At 61.9% G+C, this 21,305-nt stretch carries 20 protein-coding genes; 13 read left to right on the top strand and 7 right to left on the bottom strand.

The window, feature by feature from the left end; translation table 11 throughout:
• The first annotated feature begins 41 nt into the window (after positions 1 to 41).
• The 5 genes from B2D37_RS12430 to tadA all read left to right on the top strand — a co-directional run bounded on the left by B2D37_RS12430 (position 42) and on the right by tadA (position 6,107).
• Entirely contained in the window at positions 42 to 593 is a 552-nt protein-coding gene (locus tag B2D37_RS12430) for a sugar ABC transporter ATPase (protein ID WP_079202979.1), read from the top strand.
• 129 nt (positions 594 to 722) lie between these two features.
• Positions 723 to 2,192 carry an IMP dehydrogenase gene (gene guaB / locus B2D37_RS12425; protein WP_079202978.1) on the top strand — a complete coding sequence of 490 codons (1,470 nt, stop codon included), beginning with the start codon at positions 723 to 725 and terminating at the stop codon, positions 2,190 to 2,192.
• A gap of 213 nt (positions 2,193 to 2,405) precedes the next feature.
• The gene (guaA, locus tag B2D37_RS12420) at positions 2,406 to 3,986 is read left to right on the top strand and encodes a glutamine-hydrolyzing GMP synthase (RefSeq protein ID WP_371915401.1); all 1,581 of its coding nucleotides are present in this window, start codon (positions 2,406 to 2,408) and stop codon (positions 3,984 to 3,986) included.
• Positions 3,987 to 4,257: 271 nt separating this feature from the next.
• Positions 4,258 to 5,625, top strand: coding sequence for a multicopper oxidase family protein (locus tag B2D37_RS12415; RefSeq protein ID WP_079202976.1), 1,368 nt, complete (start codon positions 4,258 to 4,260; stop codon positions 5,623 to 5,625).
• Entirely contained in the window at positions 5,625 to 6,107 is a 483-nt protein-coding gene (gene tadA, locus B2D37_RS12410; RefSeq protein WP_079202975.1) for a tRNA adenosine(34) deaminase TadA, read from the top strand. Before B2D37_RS12415 ends, tadA begins: the two co-directional genes overlap by 1 nt.
• Before the next feature lie 364 nt (positions 6,108 to 6,471).
• Here the strand turns inward: tadA and mltF are convergent, their stop codons facing one another.
• Positions 6,472 to 7,932, bottom strand: coding sequence for a membrane-bound lytic murein transglycosylase MltF (gene mltF, locus B2D37_RS12405; protein ID WP_079202974.1), 1,461 nt, complete (start codon positions 7,930 to 7,932; stop codon positions 6,472 to 6,474).
• 143 nt (positions 7,933 to 8,075) lie between these two features.
• Here mltF and purL point away from each other — a divergent pair, with 143 nt between their 5' ends.
• The 3 genes from purL (at position 8,076) to B2D37_RS12390 (ending at position 12,904) form a co-directional block, all read left to right on the top strand.
• On the top strand, positions 8,076 to 11,969 hold the full coding sequence (gene purL, locus B2D37_RS12400) for a phosphoribosylformylglycinamidine synthase (protein WP_079202973.1): 3,894 nt from the start codon (positions 8,076 to 8,078) through the stop codon (positions 11,967 to 11,969).
• 164 nt (positions 11,970 to 12,133) lie between these two features.
• On the top strand, positions 12,134 to 12,403 hold the full coding sequence (locus B2D37_RS12395; RefSeq protein ID WP_079202972.1) for a CDGSH iron-sulfur domain-containing protein: 270 nt from the start codon (positions 12,134 to 12,136) through the stop codon (positions 12,401 to 12,403).
• A 183-nt stretch (positions 12,404 to 12,586) separates the two neighbouring features.
• Complete coding sequence (locus tag B2D37_RS12390) at positions 12,587 to 12,904, top strand: YqfO family protein (protein ID WP_079202971.1); 318 nt, start codon at positions 12,587 to 12,589, stop codon at positions 12,902 to 12,904.
• A gap of 324 nt (positions 12,905 to 13,228) precedes the next feature.
• On the opposite strand, the gene B2D37_RS12385 is transcribed toward B2D37_RS12390, so the two are convergent.
• From B2D37_RS12385 to B2D37_RS12370, 4 genes are all read right to left on the bottom strand, one after another.
• Positions 13,229 to 13,657, bottom strand: a complete 429-nt coding sequence (locus B2D37_RS12385) for an organic hydroperoxide resistance protein (RefSeq protein WP_079202970.1) — start codon at positions 13,655 to 13,657, stop codon at positions 13,229 to 13,231.
• 227 nt (positions 13,658 to 13,884) lie between these two features.
• Complete coding sequence (locus B2D37_RS12380; RefSeq protein WP_079202969.1) at positions 13,885 to 14,334, bottom strand: MarR family winged helix-turn-helix transcriptional regulator; 450 nt, start codon at positions 14,332 to 14,334, stop codon at positions 13,885 to 13,887.
• Positions 14,335 to 14,504: 170 nt separating this feature from the next.
• A complete protein-coding gene (locus B2D37_RS12375) occupies positions 14,505 to 15,008 on the bottom strand; it encodes a murein L,D-transpeptidase family protein (protein WP_079202968.1) in 504 nt (167 codons plus the stop codon).
• Positions 15,009 to 15,027: 19 nt separating this feature from the next.
• Positions 15,028 to 15,585: an NUDIX hydrolase gene (locus B2D37_RS12370; protein WP_079202967.1), complete on the bottom strand. Its 558-nt coding sequence runs from the start codon at positions 15,583 to 15,585 to the stop codon at positions 15,028 to 15,030.
• Between the two features lie 167 nt (positions 15,586 to 15,752).
• Here B2D37_RS12370 and B2D37_RS12365 point away from each other — a divergent pair, with 167 nt between their 5' ends.
• The 5 genes from B2D37_RS12365 to B2D37_RS12345 are packed head-to-tail and all read left to right on the top strand — an operon-like array spanning position 15,753 to position 19,070.
• Positions 15,753 to 16,355: a CoA pyrophosphatase gene (locus B2D37_RS12365; RefSeq protein WP_079202966.1), complete on the top strand. Its 603-nt coding sequence runs from the start codon at positions 15,753 to 15,755 to the stop codon at positions 16,353 to 16,355.
• A gap of 42 nt (positions 16,356 to 16,397) precedes the next feature.
• The gene (locus B2D37_RS12360) at positions 16,398 to 16,922 is read left to right on the top strand and encodes a gamma carbonic anhydrase family protein (RefSeq protein WP_079202965.1); all 525 of its coding nucleotides are present in this window, start codon (positions 16,398 to 16,400) and stop codon (positions 16,920 to 16,922) included.
• Positions 16,922 to 17,110 carry a DUF1289 domain-containing protein gene (locus B2D37_RS12355; protein WP_079202964.1) on the top strand — a complete coding sequence of 63 codons (189 nt, stop codon included), beginning with the start codon at positions 16,922 to 16,924 and terminating at the stop codon, positions 17,108 to 17,110. Before B2D37_RS12360 ends, B2D37_RS12355 begins: the two co-directional genes overlap by 1 nt.
• A 47-nt stretch (positions 17,111 to 17,157) precedes the next feature.
• Positions 17,158 to 18,339, top strand: a complete 1,182-nt coding sequence (gene purT / locus B2D37_RS12350; RefSeq protein ID WP_079202963.1) for a formate-dependent phosphoribosylglycinamide formyltransferase — start codon at positions 17,158 to 17,160, stop codon at positions 18,337 to 18,339.
• Positions 18,336 to 19,070: an SGNH/GDSL hydrolase family protein gene (locus B2D37_RS12345; protein WP_256573075.1), complete on the top strand. Its 735-nt coding sequence runs from the start codon at positions 18,336 to 18,338 to the stop codon at positions 19,068 to 19,070. The genes purT and B2D37_RS12345 overlap by 4 nt, the downstream gene beginning before the upstream one ends.
• A 131-nt stretch (positions 19,071 to 19,201) precedes the next feature.
• On the opposite strand, the gene B2D37_RS12340 is transcribed toward B2D37_RS12345, so the two are convergent.
• The gene (locus tag B2D37_RS12340; RefSeq protein ID WP_079202962.1) at positions 19,202 to 20,488 is read right to left on the bottom strand and encodes an HlyC/CorC family transporter; all 1,287 of its coding nucleotides are present in this window, start codon (positions 20,486 to 20,488) and stop codon (positions 19,202 to 19,204) included.
• A 9-nt stretch (positions 20,489 to 20,497) separates the two neighbouring features.
• A complete protein-coding gene (locus tag B2D37_RS12335; protein WP_079202961.1) occupies positions 20,498 to 21,298 on the bottom strand; it encodes an inner membrane protein YpjD in 801 nt (266 codons plus the stop codon).
• Positions 21,299 to 21,305 lie beyond the last annotated feature (7 nt).

Genomic DNA, 21,305 nt, shown 5'->3' with positions numbered 1-21,305 from the left:
CTGTTAAGCTGCGCGGCTATTACCTCGGAACAGAGTCTTTCATGAGCGAACAGCAAGCCATCATAGTGCCGAAAATCTCCAGCTTTCCCGGGCATGAAGCCAGGGCGCGGGCGATCGTGCGCTGGCTGGTGCAGCAGAATGTTATTGAGGCGCAACTAAGCACCTGTGGCCGAACGTTCAACAAAATGGCCTATGGCGTTGCCCCGGGTGCCCGGCGGGTGGTCGAGCAGCCGCAGTTATTGCCTTTCGCCCAGCCGGTCAATGGTCTGGAAATCGTCTACAAACGCTGCATCTTTACCCCGCTGCACGACTTTCTCGAGGAGGCCGGTTGTCCGCAGTGTCGCAAGGAGGTTGGCGTGGAGCTGTTCGATCGCCTGGAGGACTGGATGCCCGGCCATACCGACACCTTCATCTGCCCGCTATGCAGTCACGAAGACGACATCAATGGCTTCCTGTTTCTGCAGCCCTGCGGCTTTTCCAATCTGGGCTTTATCTTCAATAACTGGGCCGAGGCGGGTTTCAAACAGAGCTTTCTCGACGAATTCGCTGACCGGCTGGGTTACCCGCTGTCCGTGGTTGAGGTCAAGCTGTAACGCCTGCTTGGCAGGCGCGTGCGCTGGCTGCGACAGGGCGCGGCATCACGGCCGATTGTTTGCATTGAGTGCAGGGGCTTGCCTGAGTATAATGGCGCGCTTCCAATTTCCCGCCTGGGAGCCCCCGCCATGCTGCGTATCAGTCAAGAAGCTCTTACCTTCGACGACGTTCTACTTGTTCCTGGTTACTCCGATGTTCTGCCGAAGGATGTCAATCTCAAGACTCGCTTGACTCGTAGTATCGAGCTGAATATTCCGTTGCTCTCTGCTGCAATGGACACCGTTACCGAAGCCCGTCTGGCGATTGCCATGGCCCAGGAAGGTGGCATTGGCATTATTCACAAGAACATGACCATCGAGCAGCAGGCGCTCGAAGTGCGCAAGGTCAAGCGCTACGAGTCCGGCGTGGTCAAGGACCCGATCACCATCGATGCCGACGCCAGCGTCGGCGATCTGTTCGACCTGACTCGGCAGAACAACATCTCCGGCGTGCCGGTATTGTCCGCTGGCGACCTGGTTGGCATCGTCACTTCGCGTGACGTGCGCTTTGAAAACCGCTTGGACGCCAAGGTGCGCGAAGTGATGACGCCGAAAGAGCGTCTGGTCACGGTCAAGGAAGGCGAAGATACCCAGGTGGTGCGCGAGTTGTTGCACAAGCACCGTATCGAACGCGTGCTGATCGTCGACGACAGTTTCCGCCTCAAGGGCATGATGACCGTCAACGACATCGAAAAGGCCAAGGCCTATCCGCTGGCGAGCAAGGACGACCAGGGTCGCCTGCGCGTCGGCGCGGCGGTCGGTACTGGTGCCGATACCGGCGAGCGGGTTGCTGCGTTGGCGGCGGCAGGTGTCGATGTGATCATCGTCGACACCGCCCACGGCCACTCCAAAGGGGTGATCGACCGTGTGCGTTGGGTCAAGCAGAACTTCCCTGAAGTACAGGTAATCGGCGGCAATATCGCCACCGGCGATGCAGCCAGGGCGCTGGTCGACGCTGGCGCCGATGCGGTCAAGGTCGGTATCGGTCCTGGTTCGATCTGCACCACGCGCATTGTTGCCGGGGTGGGTGTGCCGCAGATTTCCGCCGTGGCCAATGTCGCCGCCGCACTGGAAGGCACTGGCGTTCCGCTGATCGCCGACGGCGGCATCCGCTTCTCCGGTGACCTGTCCAAGGCCATCGTGGCGGGTGCATCCTGCGTCATGATCGGCTCGATGCTGGCCGGTACCGAAGAAGCACCGGGTGAAGTCGAGCTGTTCCAGGGGCGTTCCTACAAGGCTTATCGTGGCATGGGCTCGCTGGGCGCCATGTCCCAGACCCAGGGTTCCTCGGATCGCTATTTCCAGGATTCCTCCGCCGGTGCCGAGAAGCTGGTGCCGGAAGGCATCGAAGGTCGCGTGCCTTACAAGGGCGCCATGAGCGCTATCGTTCATCAGATGATGGGCGGTTTGCGTGCTTCCATGGGCTATACCGGCAGCGCCACCATCGAAGAGATGCGCACCAAGCCGCAATTTGTGCGCATCACCGGTGCCGGCATGGCCGAGTCTCACGTCCACGACGTGCAGATCACCAAGGAGGCGCCGAACTACCGGGTCGGCTAAAAAATCGATTTGCCGCTGCTGCGCTTGTGCCAGCGTTGTTGGAGAGAAACTCGAAATGCTCATTTGCTACAGCAAACTCCGCTTTCTCGTCTCTCTCCGCCTAGCTGGCCCTGCGCTCGCGACGTGGCAAATCGATTTTTGAAAAAATATTTAGTCACGGGGCTGTTCGATTCAGCCCCTTGTCATTTGTGAATTTCGCTACGAGAGATGGCCATGGCTCATCAAGATATCCACGCCCACCGCATCCTGATCCTCGACTTCGGTTCCCAGTACACCCAGCTGATCGCGCGCCGCGTGCGCGAGATTGGGGTGTATTGCGAGCTGCATCCGTTCGACATGAGCAACGAAGACATCCGTGCCTTCGCTCCGCGCGGGATCATTCTCGCCGGTGGCCCGGAGTCGGTGCATGAAGCCGACAGCCCACGTGCGCCGCATGCGGTGTTCGAGCTTGGGGTGCCGGTGCTGGGCATCTGCTACGGCATGCAGACCATGGCCGAGCAGCTCGGTGGCAAGGTGCAGGGCTCGGATGTGCGCGAGTTCGGCTATGCCCGCGTCGATGTCGTCGGTAAAGGTCGCCTGTTGCAGGGTATTGAAGACCATGTCGACGACGATGGCGTGTTCGGCCTGGATGTGTGGATGAGTCACGGTGACAAGGTCACCACCTTGCCGGAAGGTTTCCATATTCTCGCCAGCACCCCGAGCTGCCCGATTGCCGGCATGAGCGACGACACGCGTGGCTACTATGGCGTGCAGTTCCACCCGGAAGTGACCCACACCAAGCAGGGCGGGCGCATCCTCTCGCGGTTTGTCCTGGAAATCGCCGGCTGCGAAGCGTTGTGGACGCCGTCGCACATCGTCGAAGACGCGATTGCCCAGGTGCGTGCCCAGGTGGGCAGCGCCAATGTGCTGCTGGGTTTGTCTGGCGGGGTCGACTCTTCGGTGGTCGCGGCTTTGCTGCACAAGGCGATCGGTGATCAGCTGACCTGTGTGTTCGTCGATAATGGTCTGTTGCGCCTGCACGAAGGTGAGCAGGTGATGGCCATGTTCGCCGAGAACATGGGGGTCAAGGTGATTCGCGCCAACGCCGAAGAGCAATTCCTCGGCAATCTGGCCGGCGAAGCCGACCCGGAGAAGAAGCGCAAGATCATCGGCCGCACCTTTATCGATGTCTTCGATGCCCAAGCCAGCAAGCTGGACAACATCAAGTTCCTCGCCCAGGGCACTATCTATCCGGACGTGATCGAGTCGGCCGGCGCCAAGACCGGCAAGGCCCACGTGATCAAGTCGCACCACAATGTCGGCGGCCTGCCCGAGGAAATGAACCTCAAGCTGGTCGAGCCATTGCGCGAACTGTTCAAGGACGAAGTGCGCCGTATCGGCCTGGAGTTGGGCCTGCCCTACGACATGGTCTACCGCCACCCGTTCCCGGGCCCGGGCCTGGGTGTGCGCATCCTCGGCGAAGTGAAGAAGGAGTACGCCGATATTCTGCGTCGCGCCGACCATATCTTCATCGAAGAGCTGCGCAACTTCGACTGGTACCACAAGACCAGCCAGGCCTTCGTGGTGTTTCAGCCGGTCAAGTCGGTCGGCGTGGTCGGTGACGCCCGGCGCTACGCTTGGGTCGTGGCCCTGCGCGCGGTGGAAACCATCGACTTCATGACCGCGCGTTGGGCGCACCTGCCCTACGAGCTGTTGGAGAAGGTGTCCAACCGCATCATCAACGAGATCGAGGGCATCTCCCGCGTCACCTACGACGTGTCGAGCAAGCCGCCTGCCACCATCGAGTGGGAATGATGCGTTAGCAGGACGGCTTCCTGGTCGTCGGCCATGCAGCGTTGCGTCCTCGCTTTTAATGCTCACGTACTGCAGTACGCTGCGCTTAAAAGCTCCGGGGCGCCTTGCCTGGCCTTAGCCCAGTAACCCTTTTTTGCGTTGCCTGTTCGATTTTAAAAGCTTCTAAAAAGCCGGTCCATCAGAGACCGGCTATTGCATGCCTACCTTGATTTCCCCGATGGGCTCAGCGTTTTGTTCTAGAAAGTCCCCCTATCTAGAGGTGTCTGTACCCATGTCATTTACACGTCGAAAACTTCTCGGTGGCCTGCTTGGTTTGACCGCCGTAGGGCTGGGTGCCGGCGGCGTACGTTACTGGCTGGGTCGCCCGCAGAATGCGGCGACCCACGACTACGAGCTGATCGCTGCGCCACAGGATATCGAGCTGGTACCCGGACACATGACCCCGGCCTGGGCCTATGGTGGGCAGGCGCCGGGCGTGGAAATTCGCTCGCGCCAGGGCGATTGGCTGCGGGTGCGCTTTATCAATCACCTGGATGAGCCGAGTACCATTCACTGGCATGGCATTCGCCTGCCGCTGGAAATGGACGGTGTGCCCTACGTCTCGCAGTTGCCGGTGCTGCCGGGCGAGTATTTCGACTACCGCTTCAAGACCGAAGACGCCGGCAATTTCTGGTACCACCCGCACCTGTCCAGCGCCGGGCAACTGGGCCGCGGACTGGTCGGTCCGCTGATTGTCGAGGAGCGCGAACCGAGCGGGTTCAGGCATGAGCGCACGCTGAGTCTGAAGACCTGGCATATCGACGAGCAGGGCGCCTTCACCGCGTTCAGTGCGCCGCGCGAGGCGGCCCGCGAGGGTACGCGTGGACGCTTGAGCAGCATCAACGGCAAGTCACGGCCGACCCTGGAACTGCCGGCCGGGCAAGTGGTACGACTGCGGCTGCTGAACCTGGACAACACCGTGACCTACCGCCTCAATCTGCCCGGTGCCGAAGTGCGCATTTATGCGCTGGACGGCCACCCGATCGAGCCGCGCGCGCTGGGCAAGGAGTACTGGTTGGGGCCTGGCATGCGTATCGATCTGGCTGTTCGCGTACCGGCGGCTGGCCAGGAGCTGTCGCTGCGCAACGGGCCGATGCGCCTGGCCACCCTGAAAAGCACTGCGACCACTGAAAGCGCGGGCGACTGGCCGGCGCGGTTGCCGCGCAATCCGGTAGCGGAGCCCGATCTGGCAAAGGCCGAGACCCTGCGGTTCAACTTCGAGTGGTCGGCGAAGCTGGCTGGTGTGGACGACAAGGGGCCGGCCAAGTATTGGCAGATCAACGGCCAGGCCTGGGACATCAATGACAAGACCTGCGCGGATCGGCCCATCGCCAGCCTGAAGAAGGACGGTCACTACATCTTCGAGCTGCGCAACATGGCCCAGTACCTGCACCCGATCCACCTGCACGGGTTGGCGTTCAAGGTGATCTCGTCCAATCGCAAGAAGATCATTCCGTATTTCACCGACACTTATCTGCTGGGTAAGAATGAGATCGCGCGAATCGCCTTCGTCGCGGATAACCCCGGCATCTGGATGTTCCATTGCCATGTCATCGATCATATGGAAACCGGCCTGATGGCCGCGATCGAGGTGGCCTGATGCGCCAGGCAAAGATCATCGACCGCAGCCAGGATCAGCATTTCATGCGCGAAGCCCTGGCCCTGGCCGCCGAAGGCGCAGCCCTGGGCGAGGTGCCGGTCGGCGCGGTGCTGGTGCAGGATGGCGTGATCGTCGGGCGCGGTTTTAACTGCCCGATATCCAGTCACGACCCCAGCGCGCACGCCGAGATGGTGGCGATTCGCGCGGCGGCGCAGGCCGTCGACAACTACCGCCTGCCGGGCAGCACCCTGTATGTGACCCTGGAGCCGTGCAGCATGTGCGCCGGATTGATCGTGCATGCGCGGATTCAGCGGGTGGTGTATGGCGCCACCGAGCCCAAGGCCGGGGTGGCGCTGAGCCGTGGCGAGTTCTTCAGTCAGGCGTTTCTCAATCATCGGGTGCTGATCGAGGGCGGGGTGCTGGCCGAGGAGTGCGGCGCAGTGCTCAGCGAATTCTTCAAGACGCGGCGGGCAACGCGGTAGAGGCCTTCTCCACTTCAGGCCGGCGGCGTATAGCCCAAATAAGCCTAGTGTCGAAACAGCGTTGAAATGTCGGTTCAGTGCCAGACCATAGTGGGGATGGCTGGCAAACTGGAGCGCGTAAGTTGATCGTGGGAGGCGCTTTAGCGGCGCTGGCGCGCAGCGCCCTCGAACGAGGCCGTCGCGGCTAAAGCCCCTCCCACCAGTGCCTCGCTATCGGTCAGGTTCGAGCGTTGCAGGCGTTCCACGGATTTCATCCAGGCTACCAAGCTGATGCGAATCGCTGCGCTCAAACTACGCGGCCCGCGCTACTGCTGGTTGGTGACGGTGAGGTGTTTGGGTCAAGCGCTGGGTAGTTCATCATGCCTTACAGCGGCGGCAGTTCTTCCTGCGGCGGCGTCTTGTTCACCCCAGGCGTGTGCAGATTGCTGGCGGCCATTTGGCCACCTTCCAGCTGCGGCTGAGTGACCCAGGTGAGGATGTCGTAATAGCGGCGGATGTTGCGCACGAAATGCACCGGTTCACCGCCACGGGCATAGCCGTAGCGGGTCTTGCTGTACCACTGCTTCTGCGCCAGGCGGGGCAGGATCTTCTGCACATCCAGCCACTTGTTCGGATTGAGGCCCTCGGCCTCGGTGAGCTTGCGCGCATCTTCCAGGTGACCGCCGCCGACGTTGTAGGCCGCCAGGGCAAACCAGGTGCGATCAGGCTCTTCGATGCTGTCGGGCAGCTGATCCTTCACCCGCACGATGTACTTGGCGCCACCGTCGATGCTCTGCTTGGGGTCGAGGCGGTTGGATACGCCCATGGCCTGGGCGGTGCGCAGGGTCAGCATCATCAGGCCGCGCACCCCGGTTTTCGAGGTGGCGGTGGGTTGCCAGAGTGATTCCTGATAGCCCATGGCGGCCAGCAGGCGCCAGTCGACCTGATTGACCTGTGCCGCCTTGCGGAAATCCTTCTCATAACGGGGCAGGCGTTGTTGCAGGTGCTTGGCGAAGGTGTAGGCGCCGACGTAACCCAGCACATCGACGTGGCCGTAATAGCGTTCCTTCAAGCGCTGCAGGCTGCCGTTCTGCTGGGCGCGATCGAGAAAGCGGTTGATCTCGTCGAGCAGGCTGTTGTCTTCGCCGGGCGCGACAGCCCAGGCCAGGCTTTGCGAGTCGCCGAGGTCGAAGGCCACCCGCACGTTGGGGAAGTACACCTGGTTCATCGCCAGTTCGTTGGAGTCGACCAAGGTCAGGTCGATTTGTCCCTCGTCGACCATGCGCAGCAGGTCGACCACTTCCTCCTCCGCCGACTCTTCGTAGTTCAGCTCCGGCAGTTTGACTTTCAATTCGGCTAACTGCTCGGCGTGGCTGCTGCCCTTGAGTACCAGGATGCGCTTGCCGATCAGCTCATCTGGACGGGTGGGGCGGCGCTGGCCATTGCGGTAGATGATTTGTGGCGTGACTTGCAAATAGGGCATGGAGAAGCGAGCTAGCTGTTGCCGTCCCTCGCTTGCTACCAGGCCGGCGGCGGCCAGTACCGGGCCATTCTCCTTGCCGAGGCGGGTAAACAGATCGTCGAGGTTATCGGCGGTCTCGATTTGTAGCTCCAGGCCCAGATCGGCGGCAAAGCGTTTGACCAGCTCGTACTCGAAGCCGGTTTCGCCGTTGCGATCCTGGAAGTAGGTGGCCGGGCTGTTACGAGTGATCACCCGCAGTACACCCTCCGCCTTGACGCGCTCAAGAGCGCTGGGTTCTTCAGCGCAGCTGGCGAGCACTAGGAGGATTCCGATCGCCGAGAGCCAGTGGGCGCAGCGTGTGCGGAACGCAGATTGAGCAAACATTGGCGCAGTATACGCAAAGCGAGGGGCTCGCCATATCTCGGCAGTGCAGGCGATAGTTCTGCTGCCTCCACGGGTGCCGCGGCGAGCGCTTTAGGCTAGAATGCACGGCCTCAAAGTACACCCCTTCCCAGAGGCTGTCCCCGATGTTGATCCTGCGCGGCGCTCCCGCCCTTTCTGCTTTTCGCCACGGTAAATTGCTTGAGCAACTGACCAGCAAAGTACCCGCTGTGACTGGGCTGTATGCCGAGTTCGCGCATTTTGCCGATGTCACCGGGGTGCTCAGCACCGATGAAGAACAGGTGCTGGCCCGTCTGCTGAAGTACGGCCCGAGTGTGCCGGTGCAGGAGCCCAGCGGCCGTCTGCTCCTGACCATTCCGCGTTTCGGTACCATCTCGCCCTGGTCGAGCAAGGCCAGCGACATCGCGCGCAACTGCGGCCTGGCGAAGATCCAGCGCATCGAGCGCGGTATCGCCTACTACGTCGCCGGTGAGTTGAGCGAAGCCGAGATGCAGCTGGTCGCGGGCTTGCTGCATGACCGCATGACTCAGCTGGTGTTGACTGATGTGCAGGGTGCCGCTGCGCTGTTCAGTCACGCCGGGCCCAAGCCGCTGACTGCGGTGGATGTGCTTGGCGGCGGTCGCGCCGCCTTGGAGCAGGCCAACGTCGAGCTGGGTCTGGCCCTGGCCGAAGACGAAATCGATTACCTGGTCAGCAGCTTCAATGACCTGAAGCGCAACCCGCACGACATCGAATTGATGATGTTCGCCCAGGCCAACTCCGAGCATTGCCGGCACAAGATCTTCAATGCCAGCTGGGATATCGACGGCGAGAGCCAGGAAAAGTCGCTGTTCGGCATGATCAAGAACACCAACGCGCTGCATGGCGAGGGCGTGCTCTCGGCCTATAAAGACAATGCCGCGGTGATCGTTGGCCACTCTGCCGGTCGTTTCTACCCGAACGCAGAAACCCGACAGTACGCTGCCCATCAGGAGCCGGTGCATATCCTGATGAAGGTGGAAACCCATAACCACCCGACCGCCATCGCGCCGTTCCCCGGTGCGGCCACTGGCTCCGGTGGCGAGATCCGTGACGAGGGCGCTACCGGCCGCGGTGCCAAGCCCAAGGCCGGGTTGACCGGTTTCAGCGTCTCCAACTTGCAGATCCCGGGCTTCGAGCAGCCGTGGGAAGTGCCCTATGGCAAGCCGGAACGCATCGTCACGGCGCTGGACATCATGATTGAAGGCCCGCTCGGTGGCGCGGCGTTCAATAATGAATTCGGTCGTCCGGCATTGACCGGCTATTTCCGTACCTTCGAGCAGGCGATCGATTCTCCGCGCGGCTACGAGGTGCGTGGTTACCACAAGCCGATCATGCTCGCTGGCGGCATGGGCAACATCCGCGCCGATCACGTGCAGAAAGGTGAAATCACCATCGGCTCCAAGTTGATCGTGCTCGGTGGCCCGGCCATGTTGATCGGTCTGGGCGGCGGCGCCGCCTCGTCGATGGCCACGGGTACCAGCTCGGCTGATCTGGATTTCGCCTCGGTGCAGCGCGAAAATCCGGAAATGGAGCGGCGCTGCCAAGAAGTGATCGACCGCTGCTGGCAGCTTGGCGAGCACAACCCGATCAGCTTTATTCATGACGTCGGCGCTGGCGGTTTGTCCAACGCCTTCCCCGAGCTGGTCAACGATGGCGGTCGCGGTGGGCGTTTCGAACTGCGCAATGTGCCCAATGACGAGCCGGGCATGGCACCCCATGAGATCTGGAGCAACGAATCCCAGGAGCGCTACGTGCTGGCCGTCGATGCCGCCGAATTCGAGCGGTTCAAGGCGATTTGCGAACGCGAGCGTTGCCCGTTCGCGGTGGTCGGTGAGGCCACCGAAGAGCCGCACCTGACCGTTGCCGACAGCCATTTCGGGAACAAGGCGGTGGACATGCCGCTCAATGTGCTGCTCGGCAAGGCGCCGCGCATGCACCGCTCGGCAAGCCACGAAGCCGAGCGGGGCGATGATTTCGATGCCAGTGGCCTGGCGATCGACGATGCCCTGACCCGCGTGCTGCATCACCCGGCCGTGGCCAGCAAGAGCTTCCTGATCACTATCGGCGACCGCACTATCACTGGGCTGGTCGCACGCGATCAGATGGTCGGTCCGTGGCAGGTGCCCGTGGCCGATTGTGCGGTCACCGCCACCAGTTTCGACGTCTATACCGGCGAAGCCATGGCCATGGGTGAGCGCACGCCGCTGGCCTTGCTGGATGCGGCCGCATCGGGGCGTATCGCCATTGGCGAGACCTTGACCAACCTGGCCGCGGCGCGGATCGAGAAGATTTCCGACATCAAGCTGTCCGCCAACTGGATGGCCGCCGCTGGCCACCCAGGCGAAGACGCCCGCCTGTACGACACGGTCAAAGCCGTGGGCATGCAGCTGTGTCCGGAACTGGGGATCAGCATCCCGGTGGGCAAGGATTCGATGTCGATGAAAACCCGCTGGCAGGATGACGGCGCGGAGAAGAGCGTAACCTCGCCGCTGTCGCTGATCGTTACCGGCTTTGCCCCGGTCAGCGATATCCGCAAGACAATGACTCCGCAACTGCGCATGAACAAGGGCGAAACCGACCTGATCCTGATCGACCTGGGGCGCGGGCAGAACCGTATGGGCGCCTCGATTCTGGCTCAGGTGTACGGGCAGATCGGCAGGCAGGCCCCCGACGTCGACGACGCCGAAGACCTCAAGGCATTCTTCGCGGTGATCCAGGGGCTGAACGCCGATGGTCACCTGCTGGCCTACCATGACCGTTCCGACGGCGGCCTGCTGGTCAGCGCGCTGGAAATGGCCTTCGCCGGCCATTGCGGCCTGCAGCTGTCGCTCGACTCACTGGCCGGCAGTCCAGACGAACTGGCTGCCGTGCTGTTCAACGAAGAGCTGGGTGCGCTGATCCAGGTGCACAAGGACGCCACGCCGCAGGTGCTGACGCAGTTCAGCGCGGCGGGGCTTGATTGCGTGGCGGTGATCGGTCAGCCGGTCAACAATGACGAGGTCGCGATCAGCTTCCAAGGCCAGCCGGTATTCGCCAGCCAGCGTCGCTTGCTGCATCGGCAGTGGAGCGAAACCAGCTACCAGATCCAGCGCCTGCGCGACAACGTCCAGTGCGCCGAGCAGGAGTTCGATGCACTGCTTGAGGAAGACAATCCGGGTCTCAGCATCAAGCTGGATTTCGACGTCAACCAGGACATCGCCGCGCCCTACATCAAGAAGGGCCTGCGTCCACAAATTGCCGTGCTGCGTGAGCAGGGCGTCAACGGCCAGGTGGAAATGGCCGCCGCCTTCGACCGTGCCGGTTTCAGCGCGATCGACGTGCACATGAGCGATATCCTCGCCGGCCGTGTCGACCTTGAGGCCTTCAAGGGGCTGGTCGCCTGTGGCGGCTTTTCCTATGGCGACGTGCTCGGCGCCGGTGAGGGTTGGGCCAAGTCGATCCTGTTCAACAACCGTGCCCGTGATGGCTTCCAGGCCTTTTTCGAGCGCAAGGACAGCTTTTCCCTTGGCGTGTGCAACGGTTGCCAGATGATGTCCAACCTGCACGAGCTGATCCCGGGCAGCGAGTTCTGGCCGCACTTCGTGCGCAACCGTTCGGAGCAGTTCGAGGCGCGGGTGGCCATGGTTCAGGTGCAAGAGTCGGCCTCGATCTTCCTACGCGGCATGGCCGGTTCACGCATGCCGATCGCCATCGCCCACGGTGAGGGCCATGCCGAGTTTGAGAGCGAGGAAGCCCTGCTCGAAGCCGATCTATCCGGTTGCGTGGCCATGCGCTTTATCGACAACCACGGCAAGGTCAGCGAAACCTATCCGGCCAACCCCAATGGCTCGCCGCGCGGGATTACCGGCCTGACCAGCCGCGACGGTCGGGTGACCATCATGATGCCGCACCCGGAGCGGGTGTTCCGCGCCGTGCAGAATTCCTGGCAGCCGGACGAGTGGCAGGAAGATGCCGGCTGGCTGCGCATGTTCCGCAACGCGCGGGTCTGGGTGGACTGACCGCGAGGTTTGGGCTCGTCAGCGCCCTCTCCCAATGCGGGAGAGGGCCAGCAGCCACTCTGACGTCTCCATTTTTCGCTCTTTGAGGCGCAGCGCAGCAACTCGGATGTTGTCTGGGCTGGTCTAACCATTGTCCCCGGAGTACATCCGGGCTTGCGGTGTCGATGGCTGAACGCGATGTTCCAATCCTCCCCGAAGTCCGTCAGGTCAAACCCGGCGAGACGCATCTGTTGTGCCGTTGCGGGCGTTCGTCCGCGCTACCCGATTGTTCTCCCGGATGCTGCGCTGGAGTACGCCTCGAGCCGCAGCGCGAGCAGCGTCTGTTGCTCTGTCGCTGTGGCCAGTCGCAGCGCCTGCCCTATTGCGATGGCAGCCACAACCCGCCGGTCGGTGGCCTGCGGGCGCGCTGGCGGCGTTTTGTCAGGGGTGATTAAGGTTTGCTTGCTTATAACTAATTGCTCTAATAAGGAAATGGATGATCTGCCATTCCGGCGCTCCAATATGGAGTTGTGAACTGGGCCATGGGTATCGCATAAGGCAAAATGCCATTATTGCTGTGGCAGGGCGATCCTGAGGTCCGGGTTTGCCGTATTCGTCGATGCATTATGGAGAACTCGATGTACAAGCTGTGTTTCTACGTCCCGGAAAGCCATCTTGAGCAGATCAAACAGGCTGTTTTCGCGGCAGGCGCCGGGCGCATCGGTAACTACGACAGCTGCTGTTGGCAGACCCTGGGCCAGGGCCAGTACCGGCCGTTGGTGGGTAGCGCGCCTTTCCTCGGCCAGCAGGGGCAGGTGCACCAGGTAGCTGAATGGAAAGTCGAGCTGGTGGTGGCCGACGAGCTGTTGCACGACTCGGTCAAGGCGATGAAAAAGGCCCATCCCTATGAGACACCTGCCTTCGAGGTTATGCGCCTGTCCGACTTGCAGTTCTGAGCGGGTGTGACAGCATTCTGGGGGCAGTGCTCGATATTGCCCAATCTCTGGGTGCTGGGTTCGGCGCCGAGGCTGCCGGCGGCGAGTACGAGAAGTGCGGCGGAAACCATCGTGCTGAAGTTGTTAACTATTCTGTTCCTCTCGGTCAGCCGGTTCGTGTCCAGCCTGATCCGTTTGATTAGTCAATTTCGGCGCCCGAGGCCCTGATACTGCGTTGCCGCTCCTCACCATAGCGGGCTATGGCTGGTCGCCGCACCTTAGCTCAGAACCTCAGGTATCCGACTTGAGTTAACCCACTAACCGCCCGACCGCTGGGTGCGCGTTTCAGACGGCGACGTTCAGGCGTACGTCAATGTTGCCGCGGGTGGCGTTGGAGTATGGGCAGACCTGATGAGCTGCGTCGACCAGTTCCTCGGCGGCGGCCTGTTCGAGGCCCGGCAGGCTGATGTTGAGTTGCACTTCCAGGCCGAAGCCGCCGGGAATCTGGCCGATGCCGACCTTGCCAGTGATCGCGGTGTCTGCCGGCAGGGCCAGTTTCTTCTGGCTGGCGACGAACTTCAGCGCACCGATGAAGCAGGCCGAGTAGCCGGCAGCGAACAGCTGTTCCGGGTTGCTCGCTTCGCCGCCCTGGCCGCCTAGTTCGCGCGGGGTGGTCAGTTTCACGTCGAGGAAACCGTCGGAGGAAACGGCGCGGCCGTCACGTCCACCAGTGGCGGTGGCGCTAGCGGTGTAAAGGGCTTGGATGCTTTGCATGGTGATGTCTTCCGGTTAGTTTGTTGTCTAAAGTATTGCGCGCTAAGTAAGTGCGTGGCATGAAACTTAGTGCGATTGAATTTAGTGCGCAATATATTTATAAGATTAAATAGTTATACGTATTTGTATTTTATGGAATAAGTGAGGCTGGCTGCGGATTTCAGGCGGGGGCGTTGGCGGGGCGGGGACAAAGGCTAGCGACCGACAGGGTGGTGCCGGTACCTGGGTTAGATCGACTGTTGTAGCTGGTTGCGCAGGGCTAGCACTTCCTCCTTGAGCGCCATTAGCTCGGCCGTGCTGTGCCCGCTGGCCTCGGCTATGCAGGCGGGGAAGCGCTCGGCCTGCTGCTGCAGGGCGCGGCCCTGTTCGGTCAGGTACAGCTCGACCACGCGCTCGTCAACGCTGCTACGGGTGCGCTTGAGCAGGCCTTCGGCTTCCAGGCGCTTGAGCAGTGGCGTCAGCGAACCGGGGTCGGTCAACAGGCGGGCGCTGATCTCGCCGACGGTGATGCCGTCGCGTTCCCATAGCACCAGCATGGCCAGGTACTGCGGGTAGGTCAGGCCGATGCTCTGCAGCAGCGGCTTGTAGGCCTTGGTCATCAGCAGGGAGGTCGAATACAGGGCGAAGCACAGCTGGTTGTCCAGCAATAGCGCGGCGCAGGTGTGGGGCTGGGTCATGGGGCGGTCCCGCGATCAGGTGATTAGCACAATAAGTTATCGCGCAAGATTAACGTGTGCAAACCTTTGCTGGCGCGACGCGTGCAGGCTGACGGATTTGTCCGCAACCCAGCGTTGAGTGAATGGCGCAAGCGCCAAGCCATGGGCCGCAAGAGAAGGCCTTGCGGCCATCAGGGCCTGATCTCGATCAGGGTGCCGTCCTTGACCAGGCTCCAGATTTCACGGATGTCATCGTTTTTCATGGCGATACAGCCTTCGGTCCAGTCCAGTGTGTGGAAGAACCACTCCGGGTACTCCTCGTCCAGCGGTGTGCCGTGAATCATGATCATGCCGCCGGGAGGCACGCCTTGCGCGCGGGCGTGGGCCTGATCGCGGGCATTGGGGTAGGAGATGTGCAGGGACAGTTGGTATTTCTCGCTGGTTTTACGCCAATCGATCCAATAGAAGCCTTCCGGCGTGCGCCGATCGCCCTCGCGTTGTTTGGCGCCATTGGCCTGCTTGCCGAGGGACACCCGGTAGGATTTGAGTGTTTCGCCGCGGCTGATCAGGTGCAGTCGGCGTTCCGACTTGACCACCAGTACCTTGTCGATCAGCGGGGCCTCCTGCATGGGCGTGGCAGTGGCGTGAACAGTAGCGGTAAGGGACAAGCAGAGCAGAATGAGTAACCAGCGCATCGGAGCGGTATCCCGGGGATCAATGAACTTTCTTGTAGTGTGCGCGCAAAGCTTCCAGCGGCTCGTTGCGTACCGGGTAAAGGTGCTGCTGGCGGTCAGCAAAGTAGCATTCTAAGGTACGCCCGATAGTCGGGAAAGCCAGCTCGGACCAGGGAATCTCAGCTTCCTCGAATAGCTTCACCTCGAGGCTCTCTTCGCCGACGGCGAAATCCAGGTCAGCCAGTTCGGCACGGAAGAACAGGTACACCTGATTGATATGCGGCAGGTCGAACAGGGTGTAGAGGTTCAGGTCGTGTACCCGGGCGCAGGCTTCCTCGTGGGTTTCGCGCGCAGCAGCCTGTTCCAGGGTTTCACCGTTCTCCATGAAGCCGGCCGGCAGGGTCCAGAAACCACGACGCGGCTCTATGGCGCGGCGGCACAACAGTACGCGCTGGCCCCACACCGGCAAGCAGCCGGCGACTATTCGCGGGTTCTGGTAATGAATGGTGTGGCAGTGCTCGCACACATGGCGCAAGCGGTTGTCGCCCTCGGGGATTTTCAGGGTCACAGGGCTGCCGCACTGGCTGCAGAACTTCATGGGGGATCCTCTTAGTCACCCATATTTTGGCGCGTGATGGGGCCGGGCGGCAAGCGCGATCAGGCGCTGCAGCGACTCCCTGAATGATCGTCGCGAGCGTTGCCGAGCTTGGGGCGAGGGTGACTTTCGTGCAATCATCGAAATAAGAATAAAGACTGAGAATCTCCATGCTGGACGATCTGCTCCACCGCGTGCGCGGCTACAGCCCGCGTCTTCTGGAGACTGACCGCAACTTCCCCGAAGCGGCGGTGTTGGTTCCACTCACCCGCAACGACCAACCGGAAGTGGTGCTGACTTTGCGCGCCAGTGGCCTGTCCACTCACGGCGGCGAGGTGGCTTTTCCCGGCGGTCGACGGGATCCGGAAGATGCCGATCTGATTCGTACCGCACTGCGTGAGGCCGAAGAGGAAATCGGCCTGGCGCCGGGGCTGGTCGAGGTGATCGGGCCGCTCAGCACCCTGATTTCGCGTCACGGCATTCAGGTCACCCCCTACGTCGGGCTGGTGCCGGATTACGTCGAATACCTGGCCAACGATGATGAAATCGCCTCGGTGTTCTCGGTGCCCCTGGAGTTCTTTCGCGGCGATCCGCGCGAGATGACCCATCGCATCGACTACCTCGGGCAGAGCTGGTACGTGCCGAGTTACCGTTATGGCGAATACAAGATCTGGGGACTTACGGCGATCATGCTGGTGGAGCTGGTCAATCTAGTCTATGACGCCGAGATCAATCTGCATCAACCATCTGAGCACTTCATCACGCTCCGCTAATTGCGCGAAAGCGCAGATCAATCGCGAAACGAGGGTCAATCAATGAAATATCGCCTGGGGCAATCCAGCGTCGACGTCCACCCCGAGAGCTGGGTGGCACCGAACGCCACGCTGGTCGGCAAGGTCAAGCTGGAGCAGGGTGCCAGCGTCTGGTTCGGCGCGGTGTTGCGCGGCGACAACGAGCTGATCCACATCGGCGAGCAGAGCAACGTGCAGGACGGCACCGTGATGCACACCGACATGGGCTTTCCGCTGACGCTCGGCAAGGGCGTGACCATCGGCCATAACGCCATGCTGCATGGCTGCACGGTCGGCGATTACAGCCTGGTTGGCATCAATGCGGTGGTGCTCAACGGCGCGAAAATCGGCAAGTACTGCATCATCGGCGCCAATACCCTGATCGGCGAAGGCAAGGAAATTCCCGACGGCTCCCTGGTAATTGGTTCGCCAGGCAAGGTGGTGCGCGAGCTGAACGAGGCGCAAAAGACCATGCTCGAGGCCAGCGCCGCGCACTATGCGCATAACGCTCAGCGTTATGCCCGCGATCTGGTCGAGCAGGACGACTGATGGGGCACGAACGCCCCGTTGTCTCGCCCTGCGTGCAGATCTGTGCGCTGGACGATGACGACATCTGTATCGGTTGCCAGCGTAATGTTGCCGAAATCACCCGCTGGGGTCGCATGGACAATGCCGAGCGTCGTCAGGTGTTGCTGCTTTGTCATGCGCGGGCGCAAGCCCTGGGTGTACTGCTCTAGCTCCACCGCCTGGTGGCCTTTTATCCCTGTTAGTTCGAGGAGCCTTCATGCCCCGTATCGGAACCCCATTGTCGCCGAGTGCGACTCGCGTCTTACTCTGTGGTTCTGGTGAGCTGGGCAAGGAAGTGGTGATCGAACTGCAGCGCCTCGGCGTTGAGGTGATCGCCGTGGATCGCTATGTCAATGCCCCGGCGATGCAGGTGGCGCATCGCAGTCATGTGATCGATATGCTCGATGGCGCGGCGTTGCGTGCGGTGATCGAGTTGGAACAGCCGCATTACATCGTGCCCGAGATCGAGGCGATTGCCACGGCGACGCTGGTCGAGCTGGAGAGCGAAGGTTTTACCGTGATCCCCAGCGCGCGTGCCGCGCAGTTGACCATGAACCGCGAGGGTATCCGCCGTCTCGCGGCCGAAGAGTTGGGCTTGCCGACCTCGCCTTACCAATTCGCCGACTCGTTCGAGGCGTGCCGGGCGGCGGTGCAGCAGATCGGCTTTCCCTGTCTGATCAAGCCGATCATGAGCTCCTCGGGTAAAGGCCAGTCGCTGCTGAAAACTATCGATGACCTGCAGCCGGCCTGGGAGTACGCCCAGGCGGGTGGTCGCGCCGGCAAGGGGCGAGTGATCGTCGAGGGCTTTATCGATTTCGACTATGAGATTGCCCTGCTGACGGTGCGGCATGCCGGCGGCACCAGCTTCTGTGCGCCGGTCGGCCACCGTCAGGTCAAGGGCGACTATCAGGAATCCTGGCAGCCGCAGCCGATGAGTGCGAAGGCCCAGGCCGAGGCGGAACGCATTGCCCTGGCCGTCACGGACTCGCTGGGCGGTCGCGGTCTGTTTGGCGTCGAGTTGTTCGTCAAGGGCGATCAGGTCTGGTTCTGCGAAGTCTCGCCGCGGCCCCACGATACCGGTCTGGTCACGCTGATTTCTCAAGATCTGTCCGAGTTCGCCCTGCATGCGCGGGCCATTCTCGGTCTGCCGATTCCGCTTATTCGTCAGCTCGGCCCCTGCGCTTCGGCGGTGTTGTTGGTGCAGGGTGATTCGCGGCAGGTCAGTTTTGCCAATCTCGGTGCGGCGCTGGCCGAACCGGACACGGCGCTGCGTTTGTTCGGCAAGCCCGAAGTCAGTGGTCAGCGGCGCATGGGGGTGGCCTTGGCGCGCGATGAGTCGCTGCAGACAGCGCGTGCCAAGGCCGCTCGTGCGGCGCAAGCGGTCAGCGTCGAACTGTGAACCCTCTGCGCGCATATGCCTGGTGGCTGACTGTGCTGGTGCTGTCGCCTGTGCTGGTGCCGCTAGCCCTACGCACGCGCAGGCAGGCACTCAGGCTGCCGCCAGCCGAAGGTCCGCGGCGCGGGTTGGCTGGGGCTGACCTGGCGGGCGAGCCATTGCGCTTGCTGGTGTTGGGTGAATCCACGGTGGTGGGTGTTGGCGTGAGCTGCTTGCGGGCGGCGCTGGTGGGGCAGTTGGCCGAGGCGCTGGCGGTTCGGCAAGGCAGGCCGGTGGCCTGGCGTGCCTGTGGTGAAAATGGCATCACCGCCGCGCAGGCGTGTGAGCGGTTGTTGCCGCAGGTGCTGGACGAGCCGTTCGATCTGGCGCTGTTGGTCTTCGGTGTCAACGACGCCAGCCATCTCACGTCGCTGCGGCGCTGGCGCGTTGCGCTCGGCAACATGGCCGAGGTGTTGGCTCGGCGTGGTGCGCAGGTGGCGTTCAGCGGTGTGCCGCCGCTGCAGCATTTCAGCGCCTTGCCCTGGCTGCTACGGCAGGTGCTCGGCGTGCGTGCAGCCTTGCTCGATACCTGCTTGCGCCAGCTCGCCGCTCGCCTGGGGGCGGGGCATCATCCGCTGAGCCTGGAGTTTTCCGCGGATTACCTGGCGGTCGACGGCTACCACCCGTCGAACCTCGGTTATCGGGTCTGGGCCGAGGGCCTGGCGGCTAGTGGCCTGTTTGGTCGGTTCGAGTAGTCAATATCGGCGCCTGAGGCCCTGATAGTGTGTTGCGGTTCCTCGCCAGAGCGGACCATGACTCGTCGCAGACGACTTGTCTCAGAGCCTCAGGCATCCGCACTTGAGTTAACCACTCACCGCACCAGCCGCTAGTCTGCCGGTGTTTCGCTCGGTGCCGTAGCGCTGGTCTTCCAGGCTCGTACGCTTTTCACCCGGTTCTCCGACGACTGCAGGATTTCCAGGCGGTAAGGGCCGATCTTCAGGCACACAGCACTGTCGGGGATGCTTTCCAGCGCTTCGGTGATTAGGCCGTTAAGGGTCTTGGGGCCGTCGCAGGGCAGGTGCCAGCCGAGCGTCTTGTTGACCTCGCGAATGTACGCGGCGCCATCGATGACCTGGGTGCCATCTTCTTGCGGATGAATGTCCGGGCTGCGCAGGGTGTCCTGATTGCTGAAGTCGCCGACGATTTCTTCGAGGATGTCTTCCAGGGTCACGATGCCAATCACATCGCCGTACTCGTCGACGACGATGCCGATCCGGCGTTTCTGTTTCTGGAAGTTGATCAGCTGAGTCGATAGCGGTGTGTTCTCCGGCACGAAGTAGGGCTCGTTGCAGGCGGCGAGCAAGTCTTCCTTGGTCAGCTGGTTGTGCCCCATCAGGCGTGCGATCTGGCGCATGTGCACGATGCCTTCGACCTGGTTGATGTCGTGGCGAAACACCGGCAGGCGCGTGTGGGTCGTGGTGGTGAGCAGGTTGATGATGGTCTCGATATCGTTTTCCAGGTCGATGCCGGTGACTTCGTTGCGCGGGATCATGATGTCGTCGACCGTGACCTTCTCCAGGTCGAGGATGCCGAGCAGCATGTTCTGGCGGTTTTTCGGCAGTTCATGGCCGGACTCGCGCACCACGCTGCGCAGTTCCTCGGTGGTCAGGCTGTCGTTGTTTTTACTGGCCGGGTCGACACCCAGTAGCCTGAGCAGGCCGTTGCTGATCCAGCCGAGCAGGATGACCAGCGGGTAGAACAGTTTGAGCAGTATCAGCAGCGGCAGGCTGAACGGGTAGGCAACTTTTTCCGGGTGCAGGGCGGCCAGGGTTTTCGGGGTGATTTCACCGAAAATCAGCAGCGCCAGGGTCAGGCCTATGGTGGCGATCGCGATCCCGGCTTCGCCCCAGAGCTGAATGGCCAGCACGGTGGCGATGGCCGAGGCGAGAATATTGACGAAGTTGTTGCCGATCAGAATGGTGCCGAGCAGGCGATCCGGGCGGCTGAGCAGGTCGCTGACCCGCTTGGCGCCACGGTGGCCTTCTTTGGCCAGATGGCGCAGGCGATAGCGGTTGAGGCTGAGGATGCCGGTTTCCGAGCTGGAGAAGAACGCCGAGCAGGCGAGCAGGAAAATCAGCAGGCCGAGCAGAAAGCCAGGGTGAGCGTTGTCCACGGAAATGGCCTAGATATGCAGTATGAATTCGCGAACCAGCTTGCTGCCGAAGTAGGCCAGCATCAGTAGGCAGAAGCCGGCCAGGGTCCAGCGGATTGCCTTGTGGCCGCGCCAGCCGAGCTGGTGGCGGCCCCAGAGCAGGACGGCGAAGACGATCCAGGCGAAGCAGGAAAGGATGGTTTTATGCACAAGGTGCTGGGCAAACAGGTCATCGATGAAGATCGCGCCGGACAGCAATGACAGCGACAGCAGGATCCAGCCGGCCCAGAGAAAGCCGAACAACAGGCTTTCCATGGTTTGCAGTGGGGGGAAGTTCCTGATCAGTCCGGACGGGTGCTTGTGCTTGAGCTGATGATCCTGCAGCAATAGCAGCAGTGCCTGGAACACGGCAATGGTCAGCATGCCGTAGGCCATGATCGATAGCAGAATGTGGGCGAGAATGCCTGGCGCTTCATTGATCGACTTTAGGGTGCCGGACGGCATGAGCTGCGCCAGTAATACGGTCAGGCAGCCTAGCGGGAATAGCAGCAGCAGCAGGTTTTCTACCGGGATGCGGGCGCAGGCGAGCAGGGTCAGTGCGATCACGGCATAGGCGATCAGGCTGGCGGCATTGAAAAAGTCGAGCGACAGGCCGGGCGCTTGGCTCATCTGCAAAAACAGGCTGGCACCATGGAAGAGCAGGGCGAGCACGCCGAGTAGCACCAGCAGGCGTTTATCGGGCGTGCTGCGCTGGCTGAGGCGCAGACCTTGGTAGAAGGTGGCGCCGGCATAGAGGCTGGCAGCGGCGAGGCTGGGAAGCAGAGGGTGCATAAATCCT

This window comes from Pseudomonas sp. CC6-YY-74 (genome assembly GCF_002025205.1).
In the GTDB taxonomy this organism is placed as follows: Bacteria; Pseudomonadota; Gammaproteobacteria; order Pseudomonadales; family Pseudomonadaceae; genus Aquipseudomonas; species Aquipseudomonas paeninsulae.
The sequence above is the reverse complement of the archived record's forward strand: the minus strand, read 5'-3'. Positions and strand labels throughout refer to the sequence as shown.

Bases quoted from the DNA above. Each gene is read 5' to 3' on its own strand.
- B2D37_RS12430 (WP_079202979.1), top strand. From the start codon at position 42: ATGAGCGAACAGCAAGCCATCATAGTGCCGAAAATCTCCAGCTTTCCC.
- B2D37_RS12390 (WP_079202971.1), top strand. From the start codon at position 12,587: ATGTACAAGCTGTGTTTCTACGTCCCGGAAAGCCATCTTGAGCAGATC.
- purL (WP_079202973.1), top strand. From the start codon at position 8,076: ATGTTGATCCTGCGCGGCGCTCCCGCCCTTTCTGCTTTTCGCCACGGT.
- B2D37_RS12360 (WP_079202965.1), top strand. From the start codon at position 16,398: ATGAAATATCGCCTGGGGCAATCCAGCGTCGACGTCCACCCCGAGAGC.
- B2D37_RS12335 (WP_079202961.1), bottom strand. From the start codon at position 21,298: ATGCACCCTCTGCTTCCCAGCCTCGCCGCTGCCAGCCTCTATGCCGGC.
- B2D37_RS12380 (WP_079202969.1), bottom strand. From the start codon at position 14,334: ATGACCCAGCCCCACACCTGCGCCGCGCTATTGCTGGACAACCAGCTG.
- B2D37_RS12395 (WP_079202972.1), top strand. From the start codon at position 12,134: ATGGCTGAACGCGATGTTCCAATCCTCCCCGAAGTCCGTCAGGTCAAA.
- B2D37_RS12370 (WP_079202967.1), bottom strand. From the start codon at position 15,585: ATGAAGTTCTGCAGCCAGTGCGGCAGCCCTGTGACCCTGAAAATCCCC.
- B2D37_RS12375 (WP_079202968.1), bottom strand. From the start codon at position 15,008: ATGCGCTGGTTACTCATTCTGCTCTGCTTGTCCCTTACCGCTACTGTT.
- guaB (WP_079202978.1), top strand. From the start codon at position 723: ATGCTGCGTATCAGTCAAGAAGCTCTTACCTTCGACGACGTTCTACTT.
- mltF (WP_079202974.1), bottom strand. From the start codon at position 7,932: ATGTTTGCTCAATCTGCGTTCCGCACACGCTGCGCCCACTGGCTCTCG.
- guaA (WP_371915401.1), top strand. From the start codon at position 2,406: ATGGCTCATCAAGATATCCACGCCCACCGCATCCTGATCCTCGACTTC.
- tadA (WP_079202975.1), top strand. From the start codon at position 5,625: ATGCGCCAGGCAAAGATCATCGACCGCAGCCAGGATCAGCATTTCATG.
- purT (WP_079202963.1), top strand. From the start codon at position 17,158: ATGCCCCGTATCGGAACCCCATTGTCGCCGAGTGCGACTCGCGTCTTA.
- B2D37_RS12365 (WP_079202966.1), top strand. From the start codon at position 15,753: ATGCTGGACGATCTGCTCCACCGCGTGCGCGGCTACAGCCCGCGTCTT.
- B2D37_RS12415 (WP_079202976.1), top strand. From the start codon at position 4,258: ATGTCATTTACACGTCGAAAACTTCTCGGTGGCCTGCTTGGTTTGACC.
- B2D37_RS12355 (WP_079202964.1), top strand. From the start codon at position 16,922: ATGGGGCACGAACGCCCCGTTGTCTCGCCCTGCGTGCAGATCTGTGCG.
- B2D37_RS12385 (WP_079202970.1), bottom strand. From the start codon at position 13,657: ATGCAAAGCATCCAAGCCCTTTACACCGCTAGCGCCACCGCCACTGGT.